Source organism: Microbulbifer variabilis (assembly GCF_023716485.1).
Classification (GTDB): Bacteria; Pseudomonadota; Gammaproteobacteria; order Pseudomonadales; family Cellvibrionaceae; genus Microbulbifer; species Microbulbifer variabilis_B.
Map to the genome: position 1 here is coordinate 4,432,975 of NZ_CP092418.1, position 16,979 is coordinate 4,449,953.

Below are 16,979 nucleotides of genomic sequence, written 5' to 3' on the forward strand. Positions count from 1 at the left end.
TTGCTGCGGTGGCGGGGAATGGCGCCACAGCCGCTCTGAAACTGACTACCCTGAAACTAATGTCTCAGAGTTGATTGCCAACGCTTTCAATTACCGATGGATTCCGCAGCAACACCCAGGCATTTGAGCAGTGTGACTGGGTATTGCTCTGTAGAAGCAAAAGCGCCCCCCAACTTTCAGGAGTGCCCAATGAAATTCCCTTTTAAATATCTCGCTCTTTTCGCCTTGTTGCTCACAGTGCCCTTTGCGACCGCCCAGACAGCAACTTCACAGGCCGAGGCCCCAAAAGTCTCCTTCAGTGAACCTCAGCTCAAGCAGTTTGCTGATGCCTATCGCTCAATCGTGATGTTGAGCCGGGAGTATGCCCCCAAGCTCAAGGCCGCTGCAGATATCAAAGAGGCTGAAGCCCTCAACAAGGAGGCACAGGGCAAGATGGTCGCAGCTATAGAAAAGGCAGGGTTATCAAAGAGTAAATATCAGGAAATTGCCAGCAGTATTAAATCTAATCCTGCCCTACTGGAAAAGGTCAATAAAATACTGCAACAGGGACATAACCAAAAACCGCAGTAATTCCGACACAATATCTCACTGCACCGCCAATCTGCTCAATTAACAAATAATTGGATTTCGTCGCCGGCCACTGGTCGGCGCAACTTTTCAATTGTGCCTACGTGTTTGTGCTAATTCCGGTCAGCTGGTTTTCAGAATAAATAAAATGCTTTATTGGTGAGTATCCGCGAAGAAAAGGCTATTCGATGCTGACTCCCAGCACCCGACAGATCACCGATAAGTTGCTTGTTACCCAATTGCGGTCGAATGAGCCCCAGTCGTGAAGCCGGTAATAGCCATCATTATGGCGTACCCCCTCCTGAATAAACTCCACCTGTGTGCCGTGGCCTGGTAATCCCTTGGCAATAATGTCCTGAACCGTGCGTCGCGGCCACCCGGTTGCCTCTTCCAGGGCTGGATTGTTGGGGCGGGGAATCTGTTCAATCAGATAGGCGATCAACATACGCCGACAAATTGTCGGATTCAGCTGGCTTTCGACGGATGCTGACGGCATCGGGCCACTCCCTCATTGGCATGTTTAGGTTATTCTTATCTTATCTGACTTTTCAGTCTAATTTATAGCTACCCTACGAGACGCTTTATCCAAAAGCTGATCATTGGGTTTATTGGACCATTTATACTCCCTACGCCTGGAGAAAAACATAGTCAAATGATGGAGGACTTGCTCCTCACGCAAAGAGCGAAGAAAAGTGATATTGCTACGACCACTTACACTCTATCTGATAAGTGGTGGCGATAAATCAATGAACATACGCCTAACTTCGTGGAAAAAGCTGCAATAGCTACAGTTTTCATTAGCGCTCCTTTACCGTGCAGCTCGCCTGAGTTGCCCTTTTCTTACACCCGCTGGGGATAAACCTGACTTTCACGCTCGCTTTGCGCATAATCTCTGCTTGCACGTAAAAATTACACCCAGCAAACAAGATCACGTTGAGGGCTGAGACAGTGGAAAGCGAGACTCCCAAACTCCGCGATGCGGACCCAGGTATCCTCGCCGCAGTAGTTCGCGCCCAGCTGGTGGGCGCCCAGGCAGCGGGGCTGGATTGCCAACAGTTGCTGCGGGACAGCGGGATAGATCACGCCCATCTTGAAGATTCCGACAGCCGCATCGGCCGTGAGCAGATGGCCAGTCTACTGCGCCTTGAGTGGGATTTATTGAATGATGAGTCAGGCGGGTTTTTAGCCCGCCCCTGGCTACCGGGTACTTTTGCCATGATGGGCCACGCCTGCATCAGCTGCCCCAACCTGCGGCGAGCTCTATTGCGCTCAGCACGCTTTATCAGCATGGTCAGCGACGACCTGCATATCAAGCTGGTAGAGGATGGCGAAGAGGCCAGGCTGATCATTCATCACAGCAACGAAAAACAGTTGCCTAATCAGATTTTCGTAGAGTCCATTGCCGTTATCTGGCTGCGCTTTTTCAGTTGGCTGATCGATCGCACCATTTTGCTCGAACGGGTGTTATTGGCCTTCCCGCCACCGGATTACAATGAGGACTACTGCGATATGTTCCCGTGCCGGCATTACTTCAACCAGGCTGAAACCTGCCTGGTTTTTAATACTCGCTATTTACAAATGCCGCTGGTGCGGGATGAGCAGCAACTGGCAGACTTTTTATCCAGAGCACCGGAGTGCCTGCTCACCCAATATAAATCTGACCACAGCTTTACCGGTCGTATACGCCGTATGCTGCAACAACAGAACAGTATTGAAAATCTCTCCCTCGACGATGTGGCTGCACGCCTGTTCACCTCCCCGCAAACGCTGCGCCGGCGCCTAAAAGACGAGGGCAACAGCTGGCAGGACATCAAAGACTCTGTACGCCGCGATATGGCCGTGTACCAACTAAAACAGCAGGAAACCGCAGTGGCAGAAATCGCCGAACGACTCGGCTTTTCTGAACCCAGTGCTTTCAATCGCGCATTTAAAAAATGGACCGGCCTCGCCCCCGGCGCCTACCGCGAGAAATTTCGCAGTTGATTGCCAGCATTAAATTTCCAACATTAATGGGCGTTTTTTATCGCTTCACAAAATAAATAGCCCCACAGAAATGTAGGGCTATTTGCTTGCCAAGATTGTGAAAATATCTATTCGGTATTAACCACTCGTACACTAATACGCTCATTGTTCATCGGCTGCGGTGTTGTTTGCCCTGTCTCACTTTCCTGCACAGGTTTAGCGGATCCCATACCGGTGGCCGTCATACGATTAGCCGCAATTCCCTTTTGCAGCAACAGCTCCCGCACAACATCCGCTCTCTCTTGCGAAATTTCCTGCTCTTTAATTTCATTGCCCTCCCCTTGTACATGCCCTTCAATAGCAACCGTAAGCTGTGGGTTTTCCTGCATAATTTGTGCAAGTGCATCAATATCTGCAGACTGGGGATCAAGAATTTTTGCCGTGCCCTTTTCAAACTTCACTCGCAGAATAAATTCCTGGTTCGGGTCCCGATCAAAGCTCTTCAAGTAATCCCGCAGGTTACTAGAGAATTTATCCGGGCCCAACTGAGCCTGGGCGCTATTTTCATTGGGAGGAGTATCGCCAGCAGGCTGTGAGGGCGCTTCCATAAAAGCCTGTTCCTGTGGAGTCTCAAAAGGCTGGCCTGCCGCTTCCTCCTGCCTACCCTTGTCCATGCACATATTTAAGGCATAGAGGGCAATTAGTACCACTAATAACGGAAAAAACCAGCTGCTAAAACTTACGGGCTTTTTCTTTTCCACATGGCCATGCAGGGCTTGTTCCCGAGGTTCCTGAGGCTTGGCATGGCCATGGGTAACCAGGGCGGCCCCCAGATTATCAAACCCTTTTACATCAAGAGCATCCAGGAGTGCATCAGGGACCTTGTTGCGTAAAAACTCTCTCTGACCAATTAAAAATGAAGCCAAGTCAGAGACGTCCATTTTGTTGGCTCTTACCTGAGCGCCTAGCAGGGCCATCACCAGTGGCAGCACCAACTTTAATAGGTGGCCACCTTCATTACCCGGCAGTTCTGTAGTGGCTACTTTGCTCACTTCTTCGACCCGGGTACCAAATACTTTTTGCAGCATGGCATCACCGACTGGCAGTGAGGCTTCCAACTTTGCCTTATCTGCAAACCGCTGCAAAACACTGGGGAGATCCGCAACTTCAGTGTCCGTAACCATATTGAACAAGTAAGCCATACCAGTTTTACTACTGGCTTTATTCAGCATGCCTGCAAGAACAAATGCAATTCCAGTATCCAGTGCTGACTGACCTTTCTCTGCCGGAAGGTTTAGTGCAGATGCCAGGGTACCGATACCCGAGGTGCCCAGTTGGCTCGCCGCCAGTTCCAGTAGATTCTCTGCCATAGTCGATCCTCACTGCCAGACAACCGCAAGCTAAAGCCAGTCTTTAAATGGTGTTGGTGATGAATCAACCCAGATAAAGGCTTTTTCCTGTGAGCCAAAACCCACAACTAAATTTTTCGGTGGGGCTATTGCGGCTTAAATACAATCTAATCGGCTGCTATTCGCTGGCCGAAAATAAAAAATAAAGCGCCTTATTTGAGTGTACGGCACACCACTCATCGAGTTAGTTTGATTTGGAATAAGTAAAGTAAAAAGATTCGCTGCATTAATTATCTGAGCTGACAACCACGTCACCCCCCCTGGCGTCTTTCATCATTGCGCCGAAACCCCACACAACTATGGTTGTACCCACAATCAAAAATAAAGAGGCCATAACCGTGCCCAGTGAAGCCTATATCTACGATGCAATCCGCACCCCGCGTGGCAAAGGAAAACCCAGCGGCGCGCTGCACGAAGTCAAACCCATCACCCTGCTCTCCAACCTGCTGCGCGAATTGCAACAGCGCAGCCAACTGGATACGGCCAGGGTCGATGATGTGGTAATTGGGTGCGTAACACCTGTCGGTGAGCAGGGCGCTGACATCGCCAAGGTCGCCACACTCGGTGCCGGTTGGGACTGGGATATTGGCGGCGTCACCTTAAACCGTTTTTGTGCCTCCGGTGCCGAAGCTGTTAATTTAGCCGCCGCCAAGGTCCGCTCTGGCTGGGAACAGCTTGTAGTGGCCGGTGGCGTTGAGTCTATGTCGCGGGTGCCCATGGGCAGTGACGGCGGTGCCTGGGCTATGGACCCACAAACCGCCATAGAAACAGGCTTCGCACCCCAGGGCATCGGAGCCGACCTAATTGCCACGCTGGGGGGCTTTTCCAGGGAAGATGTGGATAACTTTGCTCTGCACTCCCAGCGCAAGGCTGCAAGTGCCTGGCAACGTGGTGCCTTCAACAAATCCGTAATCCCCGTGCGGGACCAGAACGGCCTGTTACTTCTCGATCGCGATCAGTTGGTGCGCCCAGAAACCTCCATGGAGGGGCTTGCCAATCTCTCCCCATCTTTTACTGCCATGGGCGACCTCTGCTTCGATAGCGTAGCGATTTCCCGCTACCCCCAGGTGGAAGCTATCGAACACGTACATACCGCAGGAAACTCCTCAGGCATTGTGGACGGCGCCGCCGCCATTCTTATCGGCAGTGAGCAGGCCGGAAAAGACCTGGGCCTGACACCCCGGGCACGTATCGTCTCCGCCGCAGTCGTCGGCACCGAGCCCACCATCATGCTGACTGGACCCGCTCCCTCCGCTCGCAAAGCCCTCAGGGCTGCGGGCCTAAGTGCCCATGACATAGACCTGTACGAAGTCAACGAAGCCTTCGCTGCAGTAGTGCTGCGCTTCCAACATGAAATGGATATCGACCCGCAGAAAATCAATGTCAACGGCGGAGCTATCGCTATGGGCCATCCTCTCGGCGCCACTGGTGCCATGTTAATTGGCACCGTGCTTGATGAATTAGAGCAACGTCAGTTGCGCTATGGCTTGGTCACCCTATGTGTAGGTGGCGGTATGGGCGTGGCAACTATTATCGAAAGAGTCTAGGGGGAAAATATGAAATCTATACGCTTGGAAAGAGACAGCGATAACATTGTCCACCTGATTATGGATAACCCCAATGCCTCCGCCAATGTAATGGATCGGGATTTTACAGACTCACTACAGGCCGCGGTGGAGGAGATAAAACAGTGGGACTATGCGGGGATTATTGTTCGCTCCACTAAAAAAACATTTTTCGCCGGCGGCGATCTCAAGTCCCTCTATGCCGCAAAGAAAAGTGAGGCTCAGGAGTTTTTTAACTCTTGTGAGGCCCTTAAGGCAAACTTGCGCTGGCTAGAAACTCAGGGCAAACCTGTTGTAGCGGCAATCAATGGTGCCGCTCTCGGCGGCGGCTGGGAAATTGCCCTCAGCTGCCATCATAGGATCGCCTTGGAAGACAACTCAGTAAAAATAGGGCTACCGGAAGTCACTCTTGGGCTGCTGCCTGGTGGTGGAGGCTGTGTACGTATGCCCCGCTTGCTAGGTATTCAAAATGCACTGCCCTTCCTGCTGGAAGGTAAGCAGGTAAAAGCCAAGCAAGCATTGGCAAGTGGTTTAATTCATGAGACAGCCCAAAATGCCGGAGAGCTGCTCAATAAGGCTCGGGACCATATCCTCAGCAACAGTGAACAACCGAGCCTACAGCCCTGGGATCAACCCGGTTACCGTATGCCCGGCGGTGACGCCAAAAATCCTAAAAATGCCCAGCTGCTGATGATTGCCCCCGCCATGCTGGAAAAGAAAACCCACGGCTGTATGCCCGCTCCTGAAGCGATACTGGCGACGGTTATCGAGGGCGCCCAAGTGGATTTCGACACCGCCACGCGTATCGAATCGCGTTACTTTGTCGACCTCACTTGCGGTCAAGTAGCAAAAAATATGATCGGTACCTTCTGGTTTGCTCTTAACGCGCTGAAGGCCGGCACCTCTCTCCCACCAGCCGCTCGCGAATCGAAAACCACAGCTATCAAAAAGATCGGCATACTCGGAGCCGGAATGATGGGTGCCGGTATTGCCTATGCCTGTGCCAGCAAGGGCATTGAGGTGGTGCTGAAAGACATTTCCACCGAGGCAGCCTTAAAAGGTAAAAACTATGCAGAAAAGGCACTGCAAAAACGTCTGGAGCGCGGCCGAACAGACGAGGCACACGTACAGACTATCCTGTCTCATATTCACCCAACAAATAATGCCGCCGACTTGAGCGGTTGTGAGTTGATCATTGAAGCAGTGTTCGAGGACCGAGAGTTAAAAGCCGAAGTTACCCGCGAGGCAGAAGCCCAACTGGATAACAGTGCTGTCTTCGCCTCTAACACCTCCACACTACCAATTACCGGCCTGGCTCAGGCCTCTGCTCGGCCAGATAACTTTATCGGCCTGCATTTTTTCTCCCCGGCAGACAAAATGCCGCTGGTGGAAATCATCTGTGGTAAGCAAACCAGTGAAGAGACTTTGGCCCAGGCTTTCGCCTTCGTTTTACAAATCGGCAAGACGCCGATTGTTGTTAACGATAGCCGAGGCTTCTTCACCTCTCGGGTCTTTGGCTGCTTTACCAATGAGGGAATTGGCATGCTTGGCGAAGGGATAAATCCCGCCACGATTGAAAATGCAGCATCCCTGACCGGATTCCCAGTAGGGCCTCTAGCTGTGAGTGATGAGGTCTCTCTCACCTTAATGGGAAAGATTCGCCAACAGACGATTAACGACCTGCAGAAGGAGGGTAAAAGTGTCCCCACACATCCTGCAGAATCTGTAATTGATCATATGCTGGAACTTGGCCGCGCCGGCAAGTTGGCGGGTGGCGGTTTTTACAGCTATCCAGAAGGGGGTAAGAAACACCTTTGGCAAGGCCTGCAACAGGAGTTTCCAGCGGCCAAACAACCCCCTGTTGAGGATATCAAGGAGCGCCTGTTATTTATCATGGCCATAGAGACACTGCGCTGCTACGAAGAGAAAGTGCTACGCAGCGTGCGAGAGGCCAATATAGGCTCAATTTTTGGTATTGGTTTTCCTCCCTGGACCGGCGGAGCCCTGCAATATATTAACCAATATGGCGTTGAAGCTTTTGTACAGCGCGCCCAAAAACTTGCCGAAACCTACGGGGACAGATTTTCTCCCCCGGAAACATTAATAGCACTCGCCGAGTCCAGAGAGGAGCTGAAGGATACCCATTAGTCACATAAAGACTACGAAGTCGCTGATGAGCGAGAAGACTCAGCAGTATTAACGGGGCTGCCACGGCCGGGCAGTCCCGCAATTGCACAAATGCGAAGAGTCTACAATTCCAGATAATAAAAACGAATGTTGGAGTTCAGAATGATACCGAGAACCGTTTACAACGAAGACCACGAGCATTTTCGCGATACCGTGCGAAAGTTCCTCGAAAACGAGGCCATCCCCTTTCACAGTCAGTGGGAGAAAGATGGGCAGGTCGATCGTGCTCTTTGGAATAAGGCTGGTGAAATGGGCTTTCTCTGCCCTCAAATCTCCGAATCCTACGGCGGCCTTGGGCTGGACTACGGCTATAACTCTATTATCGATGAGGAAATCGCCCGTGCAGGTCTTTCTGGCATCGGCTGGGGGCTGCACTCCAATATTGCCGTACCCTACATTATTAATTACGGCAGTGAAGAGCAAAAAAAGGAGTACTTACCTAAATGTATCAGCGGTGAAATTGTAACGGCCATCGCTATGACAGAGCCCGGCGCGGGTTCCGATCTGCAAGGAGTAAAAACAACCGCAATCAAGCGTGGCGATCACTATCTACTCAATGGTTCCAAGACATTTATAACCAATGGCCAGCACGCCGATCTAGTTATCGTTGTTGCAAAAACAGACCCCAGTGAAGGGGCTTCCGGAGTAAGCCTGTTATTGGTTGATGCCAAATCGGAAGGATTCAAAAGAGGCAATAATCTGGAAAAAATCGGCATGAAAGCTCAGGATACCTCCGAGCTTTTCTTTGATGATGTCAGAGTACCCCAGGAGAATTTACTGGGAGCTGAAGGCCAAGGTTTTGTCTACCTAATGCAGGAATTACCACAGGAAAGACTCAGTGTGGCTATTTTTGCCATTGCCAATGCGGAAGCGGCATTAGGGTGGACTATTGACTATGTACGAGACCGCAAAGCCTTTGGAAAACCTATAGCCGCATTTCAAAATACACAGTTCAAACTGGCAGAACTGGATAGTGAACTCTCTTCCCTCAGAGTCTTTGTGGATCGTTGCCTGGAACTCCATTACGAGAAAAAGCTTGATGTAGCCACTGCAGCAAAAGCCAAATTACTCGCTACCGACTTCCAATGTAAGATGCTGGATGAGTGTGTTCAGCTCCATGGTGGATTCGGCTATATGTGGGAGTATCCTATTGCCCGCTCCTGGGCTGACGCCAGGGTACAACGTATTTATGCAGGAACGAATGAAATAATGAAACTCATTATTTCCCGTGAAATTCTCCGTGATAACTAAGTGCAATAACCCGGCGGTCTACACTATCGCCGGGTTCACCCTGCCACTGTATTAATAAGAGAACAATTAATCGCCGATCCAATTTACGATTTCAGCTACACCAACCTCTATTTGCCATCAACTAATAAATATAACTTTTCCACACAATTCGTTCATACTTGTCATACAAAAGATTAATTACATGTTTAACTTCTGAAAATTCCTTTACGTAAACCTCCAAATAATAATATATAAAATAAGTAATGAATAAATCTATCACCCCCCTGCAAGGCCTACGTATACTCGATTTCACCACCCTGCTTCCAGGTCCATACGCCACTATGTTATTAGCGGACATGGGTGCGGAGGTTCTACGTATAGAGTCGCCGAATCGTCCGGATATGCTTAGGGGGCTTCCTCCTATGATCGACAGTGAAGATCCCGTTTCCGCAGCTCATGCAACAATTAATCGCAACAAAAAATCTTTGGCTTTAGATTTAAAAAGCCATGAAGCAAAGAAAATTATTGAAAAACTACTCTCTGAATACGACATTGTTATTGAACAATTCCGCCCAGGAGTCATGGATAAGCTTGGTTTTGGCTATGAAGACCTCAGTGATATACGCACAGATATTATCTATTGTTCAATCACCGGATACGGACAAGATGGCCCTCTTAAAATGCGTGCTGGGCATGATATCAATTATCTTGCACTCTCAGGGCTCGCCAGCTATTCCGGTCGGCAGAGCAGCGGACCCAATCTGAGTGGTATGCAAGTTGCCGATATTGCCGGTGGATCCCACCATGCAGCCATGGCAATTCTTGCCGCCGTGTATCACCGCCAACAAACAGGCAGCGGCGGCTATATCGATATCAGTATGACCGACTGTGCCTATGCTTTGAATGCCATATGTGGTGCCAGTGCTCTCGCAAATGGTGGAGATCCTAAGGTGGAAATGGAACTGCTTAACGGTGGAAGTTACTATGATTATTACCGTACAGCTGATGACCGCTATCTATCCGTTGGTAGCCTTGAACCTCAGTTTGCCGAAGCTTTCTTTCAAGGAATTGGGCATCCGGATTGGATGGTTCGGGTACTAGAGAGCGATCAGCAAGAGAGCTTGAAACAAGATATCTCCGAGGTTATACAACAACGTAAGCTGAGTGAATGGATTAATATTTTCTCTGATCTCGACGCCTGCGTTGAGCCTGTTCTCAACTTTAGTGAAGCAACAGAAAGTAAATTGTTCAAAGAACGGCAAATGGTTGTAAACGCAAAGACCAAAAGTGACAGCCCTCTCCTACAGATCAACACGCCCTTCAAGTTTAATGGAAAGAAAAATATACAACACCAAGCAGGCTCCAAACTGGGTGCCGATAGCCGATCCCTACTGAGTTCACTAGGATTTAACACTGAGGACATTGACCGACTAATTGCTCAAAAAGTTATCGTTTAGATCAACTCAAAAAACTGCCAGAGGAATAACTTGATCCAGAATCGCCCGAACATTCAGATGCATAAGAAATATTTGAAGTAAAGCAGTCTTAGGTACTCTCTGAAAAATCGCTAAGCCTACAATTCAAGTCGTATTTACATCCTTCGGAGGTTTTGAGGTTTTGAGGTTTTGAGGTTTTGAGGTTTTGATCAATTGTAAATGGTAGCAGTCAACTTTAAGGACTCTTAGGGTTTATGCCCCTATGCTATTTCTCACTTAAATAGCGTCAATCAATAGGCAAAATAAAGCAGCTATAACAATCCTAAACAATGAACACATACAGTGCACTATAATCATAAAATCAATGACTTTGGCGTAAAAGCGTAACTTCAATCTGCGATGAACTACTAAACTTTAGAAGTTATGAGACCTGAAAAGCATACAAGTAGCTTTACTCTTAACCAAATATAACCTTTTGACAAAAACTGTATTCCAAAAAGGCTTTCCTTTTGAAAACGCTACGATTAATACTCGGCGACCAGCTCAACCATAAGCACTCTTGGTATAAATCAAGCAGTCCAGATATTTTCTACCATATTGCCGAGATACGACAGGAGACAGATTACGCCATTCATCATATTCAAAAAGTGGTTGCCTTTTTTGAATCCATGCAAACGTTTGCCGAGTGGCTGAAATCACATGGCCATCAAGTCATTTACTATCAGATTGACTGCAAAGAAAATCGACAAAATCTTAAAGAAAATATTCGACAAATAGTTGCTCAGCTAGATATTCAGAGATTTGAATATCAACTACCTGATGAGTATCGTCTTGAAGAGCAACTAAATACAATAGTTCAAGAATTGCAGATAGAGTATAAAGCCTATGACACAGAACATTTTCTAACCACCAGAAACCACTTGAAGGATTTCTTTAAGGGAAAGAAAACTCTCTTAATGGAAAGCTTCTATCGCCATATGCGCAGGGAAAACAATATACTTGTCGATAAAAAGGGGAATCCTGAAGGAAACCAGTGGAATTTTGATAAAGGGAATCGAAAAAAATGGAGTGAAGACCCTCAAGTTCCCCGACAATACCTATTTCGAAAGAATGTGGAAAAAACACTTAAACGTATCCAAGCCGCAAAAATAAAAACCATTGGTTCTATTAACGCCAAGCATTTTACCTGGCCAACAAGTAGAGAAGATAGCCTCAAAGTCCTTAACCATTTTTGTAAATATCTTTTACCACACTTCGGCGATTACCAGGATGCGATGGACCCCAACGAGGCCTACCTTTTTCATAGCCGCCTGAGTTTTTCTCTTAACTGCAAATTACTATCTCCCAGTGAAGTTATCTATCGCACTATTGATCATTGGAATTCCAACAAGAAGGAAATTCATATGAATCAAATAGAAGGATTTGTCCGGCAAATTCTTGGCTGGCGGGAGTATATGCGCGGCATTTATTGGCAAGAGATGCCAAACTATACGAAAATCAACAAACTACAAAATCATAATTCGCTGCCCAATTTCTATTGGACAGCGCAAACGGATATGTACTGCCTTAAAAGCGCTATCAAAAACAGCCTTGAGCATGCCTATGCCCACCACATTCAGCGTTTAATGATAACTGGTAACTTTGCTCTTTTAACACAAACCGACCCAGACCAGGTAGATGCATGGTATTTAGGGATATATATCGATGCTATTCAGTGGGTAGAGTTACCGAACACTCGCGGTATGAGTCAATATGCCGATGGCGGACTGGTCGCAACAAAGCCTTATATAAGCAGTGGCTCGTATATCAATAAAATGAGCAACTATTGTGATAACTGCCGATACGATGTAAAGAAGAGAGTTGGTGAAGGTGCATGTCCCTTCAATAGTCTTTATTGGAATTTTCTCTTAGAAAAGCGCGACTATTTTAAGAAAAACCCAAGAATGTCTATGATGCTCAGCCTCTTAGATAAATTGACAACGAAGGAAAAAAAAGACATCCAAGCTCAAGCCAATAGTTTCATAAATTCTTTAAGCTGCAATTAGAAAATTCACTCTTCTGCTCCAGCCAAAAGGCTTAAATAAAATAACCTCGCAACCATCAACTCTTCAGGCAGTACTTTCACTTATAAGATAGTTTTCAAAAACAGCTAAACAATAAAGGCAGGGAAAGAAAGGAAAAAAATAATAGGAGGTAAAAAATTTAAATTAACCCAAGATACAATACAAAAGACCATACGTATGGTACCTCGGGCTAACTCAATGTGTGCTAACTGTGGTCCATAGCGCTATTTAAACATCAGCTCTGGATTCACCATAGTTTTCATTTCCAGCACATTACCGTTCGGATCTTCGATAAAGAAGGTTTCCTGTTCGTACTCACTGCCAACGAAGCGACGATATGGCTTATCCAAGTACTCCAGGCCAGCAGCTTCGATACGAGCTTTCAGGGCTTGGAATTCATCATCCGGCAGGTGAATACCGAAATGGGGAACAGCTACCGCTCCCATATCAACCTTATGGCGTACGTTCGGCAGCTTCTCTTCACTCTGATGCAAAGTAAGTTCATTGCCCCAGAAATCGATATCTACCCAGCGCCCTTCTTCACTGTTTCCAGTTTTACAGCCAAAAACGCCACAGTAAAATTTCTTGGCTACCTCAAGATCCCCTGCGGGGATTGCAAGGTGCAAGCAATTGGATTTCATAAAACCTCCCACTCCCGGCCGCTCTTCTTCATCCCGCTGATTGACATATAATCACAAGCCAACACCCTGGGGGATAGATTTCTCAAGCAACCAATTGGTACATACGGGGTATAGCGACCCCAATTTATTATTTACGCCACCAGGGCCGATCAAGGGCTTCCCAGATGACATCCGGATAACAAGGCAGCTGCCAGAGCCCCGAGAGACACATATTGCACCTATTTATAGGGCGGTTCGTGAGTCTCTCCCACTAAGTGCTCAAAAAAACAACAACAGGCGTAATCAGGTCACTACTAACCGGCAAGCCTTGAAATATCCTCCTAATTGAGTGCGGTACTTTAACACATGTGTTGCTGTGAAGAACTGACTCTGATTAATAACGAAGTTACTCACAAGTCACTCCTTCATCAGGGCTCACTATTAAAAGAAAGCCTTACATAGAATCTGCACGATGCACCTCAATGGTGCATGCTAGTAGGATGACCCGTGCACAAGGTGTACTCAGCTCCGCTTAATACAGTTCCCTCCAGGTCTTTCCACAACGCTTTGCCTTACAAACTCTTGCAGCTTATTAGTGCTCCCTGTACAACCTGGCGCCCTATTTGCAGGCAGCAAGTAATGGTCCACAACCTTTCCTTATTAAAAGTATCGGTTCAACGTAACCAAAAATCAGGCCAGCCCTTCAATAGGCCTTTTTCCCGGATGTAGGCTTACCCAACCGCTAAAAGGTATTTAGTTTTTATTTTTAAAAATTTATTAGTACTTCATTGCTTTAAGGCTGCTCACCTAGAGGCTATTGCTGAAAAAAAATACTGGAAAACACTCGGTAAACTCGGGTATATTCCGCGACTATTTTTTAACCAACTGCCGACCCAAGTGTCGGCCGCCAGTGCGGTTTCCGCCTGTCGCTGTAACAGAGGTAATACAATGAAACCAACCAAGCCCCTGCTACTACTGGCCTCCGGGCTGTTGTCTGTAGCTGCCCAAGCAGAAATGACTTGGAGCGATAACAGCCTCAGCCTGTTGTATGGCCGCGACTATGAAATGAACTACAGCCTGACCACCGATGATTCAGAGCGCTCTGTAGTGACCTTTGAACACGCCAGTGGCCACAGCTGGGGAGACCTGTTTATCTTTGCCGACTATCTGCATTCAGAAGATGGTTCAAAGGAGCTCTATTCAGAAATTTCTCCGCGTCTGAGCCTGGGGAAGCTCAGCGATCGTGAACTGGCTTGGGGGCCGGTAACCGACGTATTAGTGGCAACCACTGTAGAGCTGGGCAATATGGATGACCCCGATCACCTCACAGCCACAGGCCCGCATTTCACCAACGTTCTGACAGGTCTCGGTTTCGACCTTGCAGTTCCGGGTTTTTCCTTTGTCCAAGTAAACGCCTACCGCCGCGATAACGATGACAAGGCCAGCAACGAGCAGCTGACCCTGGTTTGGGCGATGCCATTTGCCCTGGGCGACGCCAGCTTCGTATACGATGGCTTTATCGATTGGACCAGCGCCTCCGAAGATGCACACCCAAGCATGAACTTTACCTCCCAACTCAAGTGGGATGTGGGCGCCAATTGGGGTGAGCCGAAAGCCCTGTATGCCGGTATTGAATACGTACATTGGAATGACAAATTTGGGTTCAAAGATGGAACCTTTAATACCGACTCCAACGAGCGCAATGTTAACCTGCTAGTAAAGTACCACTTCTGATATGAAACCCTCTGATATCCAAACATCAGCGACCCCAGGGTCTGGTATTCCCCAGGCGGGCGGCGACGCCTCTTTATTGGAAAAGCTGTTCAAGCTGTCTGAGCGTCAGACAAATGTTCGCCGGGAAGTGATTGCCGGTGTAACCACTTTCCTGACCATGGCTTACATCATTTTTGTAAACCCCAACATCCTGGCGGCGGCTGGTATGGATAAGGGCGCCGTGTTTATGGCGACCTGTCTTGCTGCTGCGATCGGCTGTCTAATTATGGGGCTGTACGCCAACTACCCCATCGCACTGGCGCCGGGAATGGGCCTCAACGCCTTCTTCGCCTATGTAGTGGTGGGCGAAATGGGCTATAGCTGGCAGGTTGCCCTGGGTGCAGTGTTTATATCAGGGGTAGTGTTCCTACTGCTTAGTATCTTTAAGTTGCGGGAATGGATAATCGACAGTATTCCCACCTCCCTGAGGCAGTCCCTGGCAGCCGGTATTGGACTGTTCCTGGCGATTATCGCCCTGAAGAGCTCAGGGATCGTGGTTGCCAGCCCCGCCACCCTGGTGACCCTGGGGGACCTTAAGTCTGTTGAAGCTATGCTGGCTGCTCTGGGCTTCTTTATTATTGTGGCTTTGTCCTACCGCCGTATGCTCGGCTCGGTAATGATTGGCATTCTCGCAGTTACCGTTATTGCACTGGCTATTGGTAAAGTAGAGTTCACCGGCCTGGTCTCCGCACCACCGAGCCTGGCGCCCACCTACCTCGAACTGGATATCGCCGGGGCATTTGAAGTGGGTATGATCAGTGTAATCTTCGCCTTCCTGTTCGTAGACCTGTTCGATACTGCCGGCACTCTGCTGAGTGTCTCCGACCGCGCCAAGCTTCTCGATGAAAACGGTAAGTTGCCGGGCATGGGCAAAGCCCTGATGGCAGACAGCTCCGCTTCTGTAGTCGGTTCTGTTCTGGGTTCGTCCACCACTACTTGTTACGTTGAGAGCACCGCGGGTATTACCGCAGGCGGACGCACCGGTCTGACTGCAGTGGTCTGCGCTGGCCTGTTCTTGCTGGCCACCTTCTTTTCCCCGCTGATCGGGATGATTCCCGCTTATGCGACTGCCGGAGCTCTGCTGTATGTCGGCGTCCTGATGACCTCCGGTCTGTCTTCCATCGACTGGGATGACATCACCGAAGCCGCTCCGGCGGTGATTGCGGCAGTAATGATGCCGTTATCATTCTCTATCGCTCACGGTATTGCTCTGGGCTTTATTGCCTACGCAGTCATCAAAACACTGAGCGGGCGCAGTAAAGACGTCAGCATCAGTGTCTACGTGTTAGCGGCTCTCTTTATTGCCAAGTTCGCCTTTTTCTGAGGGGTACACAGATGAAAAAGCATTTTATCAGCGCACAGCAACTGCTGATTGATTCCTACGCGCTTGCCGAACAAATCTATCAGAGCGGCTTCCGCCCTAATTACATCGTTGGTGTATGGCGTGGCGGCGCTCCGGTAGGTATCGCGGTACAAGAATTGCTTCATGTGATGGGTGTGGATGCGGACCATATCGCAATCCGAACTTCCTCCTACCTCGGTATCGGCGAGCGCGACAAGAAAGTCCGAGTGCATGGCCTGAACTATCTGATTAAGCGCCTTGAGTCCCACGACTCCCTACTGATCGTTGACGATGTGCACGATTCCGGCCTTAGTATTGAACAAACAATTGAAGACCTGCGCGCAGCCTGTAAAAAGAACACGCCAGAGATTCGTATCGCAACGCCTTACTACAAGCCGAAAAACAACAAAGCGAAGCGCGAGCCGGATTACTTTATCCACAAGACTGAAGAGTGGCTGGTATTCCCTCATGAGATCGACGGCCTCACTCGGGAAGAAATCCTGGAGAACAAGCCTGAACTCGCCCCTTACGTTGACCGGATTGCTACCGCAGTCTGATCCTCTTTGTTACCGGGGACTCAAGTCCCCGGAACTTCCCCTTCTTTATCGTTGAGTTGTCAGTATCCTTACGACTCCTCTCGCTCCACCTCTTCCGGTCTAAAAACTACGCTAGAACCGATAAGCTACAATCAAGCCCCATACTTCAAACCTTTCTCAAAAGCCCCCACTTATGCAACTAAAGTTAGTTTTAGGCAATTTATTAAATAGAAAAGTTGGTCCAGAATTGGGAGGGCCTTAAATAAATTCACAATGTAGCTTTAGGGCT

At 48.6% G+C, this 16,979-nt stretch carries 13 protein-coding genes; 10 read left to right on the top strand and 3 right to left on the bottom strand.

Annotated features, from left to right (window positions below):
• Positions 1-189: 189 nt before the first annotated feature.
• Positions 190-570, top strand: a complete 381-nt coding sequence (locus MJO52_RS19390) for a DUF4168 domain-containing protein (protein ID WP_252083599.1) — start codon at positions 190-192, stop codon at positions 568-570.
• A 178-nt stretch (positions 571-748) separates the two neighbouring features.
• On the opposite strand, the gene MJO52_RS19395 is transcribed toward MJO52_RS19390, so the two are convergent.
• Positions 749-1,063, bottom strand: a complete 315-nt coding sequence (locus MJO52_RS19395; RefSeq protein ID WP_252083600.1) for a helix-turn-helix domain-containing protein — start codon at positions 1,061-1,063, stop codon at positions 749-751.
• A gap of 452 nt (positions 1,064-1,515) precedes the next feature.
• Here MJO52_RS19395 and MJO52_RS19400 point away from each other — a divergent pair, with 452 nt between their 5' ends.
• The gene (locus MJO52_RS19400) at positions 1,516-2,550 is read left to right on the top strand and encodes an AraC family transcriptional regulator (RefSeq protein ID WP_252083601.1); all 1,035 of its coding nucleotides are present in this window, start codon (positions 1,516-1,518) and stop codon (positions 2,548-2,550) included.
• A 107-nt stretch (positions 2,551-2,657) separates the two neighbouring features.
• Here MJO52_RS19400 and MJO52_RS19405 read toward each other — a convergent pair whose 3' ends face one another.
• Complete coding sequence (locus MJO52_RS19405) at positions 2,658-3,899, bottom strand: OmpA family protein (RefSeq protein WP_252083602.1); 1,242 nt, start codon at positions 3,897-3,899, stop codon at positions 2,658-2,660.
• A gap of 377 nt (positions 3,900-4,276) precedes the next feature.
• Between MJO52_RS19405 and MJO52_RS19410 the strand changes: the two genes are divergently transcribed.
• From MJO52_RS19410 to MJO52_RS19430, 5 genes are all read left to right on the top strand, one after another.
• Positions 4,277-5,485, top strand: coding sequence for an acetyl-CoA C-acetyltransferase (locus tag MJO52_RS19410; RefSeq protein ID WP_252083603.1), 1,209 nt, complete (start codon positions 4,277-4,279; stop codon positions 5,483-5,485).
• Positions 5,486-5,494: 9 nt separating this feature from the next.
• A complete protein-coding gene (locus MJO52_RS19415; RefSeq protein WP_252083604.1) occupies positions 5,495-7,651 on the top strand; it encodes a 3-hydroxyacyl-CoA dehydrogenase NAD-binding domain-containing protein in 2,157 nt (718 codons plus the stop codon).
• A gap of 141 nt (positions 7,652-7,792) precedes the next feature.
• Positions 7,793-8,941: an acyl-CoA dehydrogenase family protein gene (locus tag MJO52_RS19420; RefSeq protein WP_252083605.1), complete on the top strand. Its 1,149-nt coding sequence runs from the start codon at positions 7,793-7,795 to the stop codon at positions 8,939-8,941.
• A gap of 242 nt (positions 8,942-9,183) precedes the next feature.
• Positions 9,184-10,377 carry a CaiB/BaiF CoA transferase family protein gene (locus tag MJO52_RS19425; protein WP_252083606.1) on the top strand — a complete coding sequence of 398 codons (1,194 nt, stop codon included), beginning with the start codon at positions 9,184-9,186 and terminating at the stop codon, positions 10,375-10,377.
• A 488-nt stretch (positions 10,378-10,865) separates the two neighbouring features.
• Positions 10,866-12,401 carry a cryptochrome/photolyase family protein gene (locus MJO52_RS19430; protein WP_252083607.1) on the top strand — a complete coding sequence of 512 codons (1,536 nt, stop codon included), beginning with the start codon at positions 10,866-10,868 and terminating at the stop codon, positions 12,399-12,401.
• Between the two features lie 242 nt (positions 12,402-12,643).
• Here the strand turns inward: MJO52_RS19430 and MJO52_RS19435 are convergent, their stop codons facing one another.
• Complete coding sequence (locus MJO52_RS19435; protein WP_226642070.1) at positions 12,644-13,060, bottom strand: VOC family protein; 417 nt, start codon at positions 13,058-13,060, stop codon at positions 12,644-12,646.
• Between the two features lie 927 nt (positions 13,061-13,987).
• Between MJO52_RS19435 and MJO52_RS19440 the strand changes: the two genes are divergently transcribed.
• Genes MJO52_RS19440 through MJO52_RS19450 form a run of 3 tightly spaced genes read left to right on the top strand, consistent with a single transcriptional unit; the run spans position 13,988 to position 16,711 of the window.
• Positions 13,988-14,773, top strand: a complete 786-nt coding sequence (locus MJO52_RS19440) for an outer membrane protein OmpK (RefSeq protein WP_252083608.1) — start codon at positions 13,988-13,990, stop codon at positions 14,771-14,773.
• Between the two features lies 1 nt (position 14,774).
• Positions 14,775-16,136, top strand: coding sequence for an NCS2 family permease (locus tag MJO52_RS19445; RefSeq protein ID WP_252083609.1), 1,362 nt, complete (start codon positions 14,775-14,777; stop codon positions 16,134-16,136).
• 11 nt (positions 16,137-16,147) lie between these two features.
• Positions 16,148-16,711, top strand: coding sequence for a phosphoribosyltransferase (locus MJO52_RS19450; protein ID WP_252083610.1), 564 nt, complete (start codon positions 16,148-16,150; stop codon positions 16,709-16,711).
• The last annotated feature ends 268 nt before the right edge of the window (positions 16,712-16,979 follow it).

Excerpts from the sequence above, each read along its gene's own strand:
- MJO52_RS19390 (WP_252083599.1), top strand. The coding sequence starts at position 190 with ATGAAATTCCCTTTTAAATATCTCGCTCTTTTCGCCTTGTTGCTCACA.
- MJO52_RS19395 (WP_252083600.1), bottom strand. The coding sequence starts at position 1,063 with ATGCCGTCAGCATCCGTCGAAAGCCAGCTGAATCCGACAATTTGTCGG.
- MJO52_RS19405 (WP_252083602.1), bottom strand. The coding sequence starts at position 3,899 with ATGGCAGAGAATCTACTGGAACTGGCGGCGAGCCAACTGGGCACCTCG.
- MJO52_RS19415 (WP_252083604.1), top strand. The coding sequence starts at position 5,495 with ATGAAATCTATACGCTTGGAAAGAGACAGCGATAACATTGTCCACCTG.
- MJO52_RS19420 (WP_252083605.1), top strand. The coding sequence starts at position 7,793 with ATGATACCGAGAACCGTTTACAACGAAGACCACGAGCATTTTCGCGAT.
- MJO52_RS19425 (WP_252083606.1), top strand. The coding sequence starts at position 9,184 with ATGAATAAATCTATCACCCCCCTGCAAGGCCTACGTATACTCGATTTC.
- MJO52_RS19435 (WP_226642070.1), bottom strand. The coding sequence starts at position 13,060 with ATGAAATCCAATTGCTTGCACCTTGCAATCCCCGCAGGGGATCTTGAG.
- MJO52_RS19440 (WP_252083608.1), top strand. The coding sequence starts at position 13,988 with ATGAAACCAACCAAGCCCCTGCTACTACTGGCCTCCGGGCTGTTGTCT.
- MJO52_RS19445 (WP_252083609.1), top strand. The coding sequence starts at position 14,775 with ATGAAACCCTCTGATATCCAAACATCAGCGACCCCAGGGTCTGGTATT.
- MJO52_RS19450 (WP_252083610.1), top strand. The coding sequence starts at position 16,148 with ATGAAAAAGCATTTTATCAGCGCACAGCAACTGCTGATTGATTCCTAC.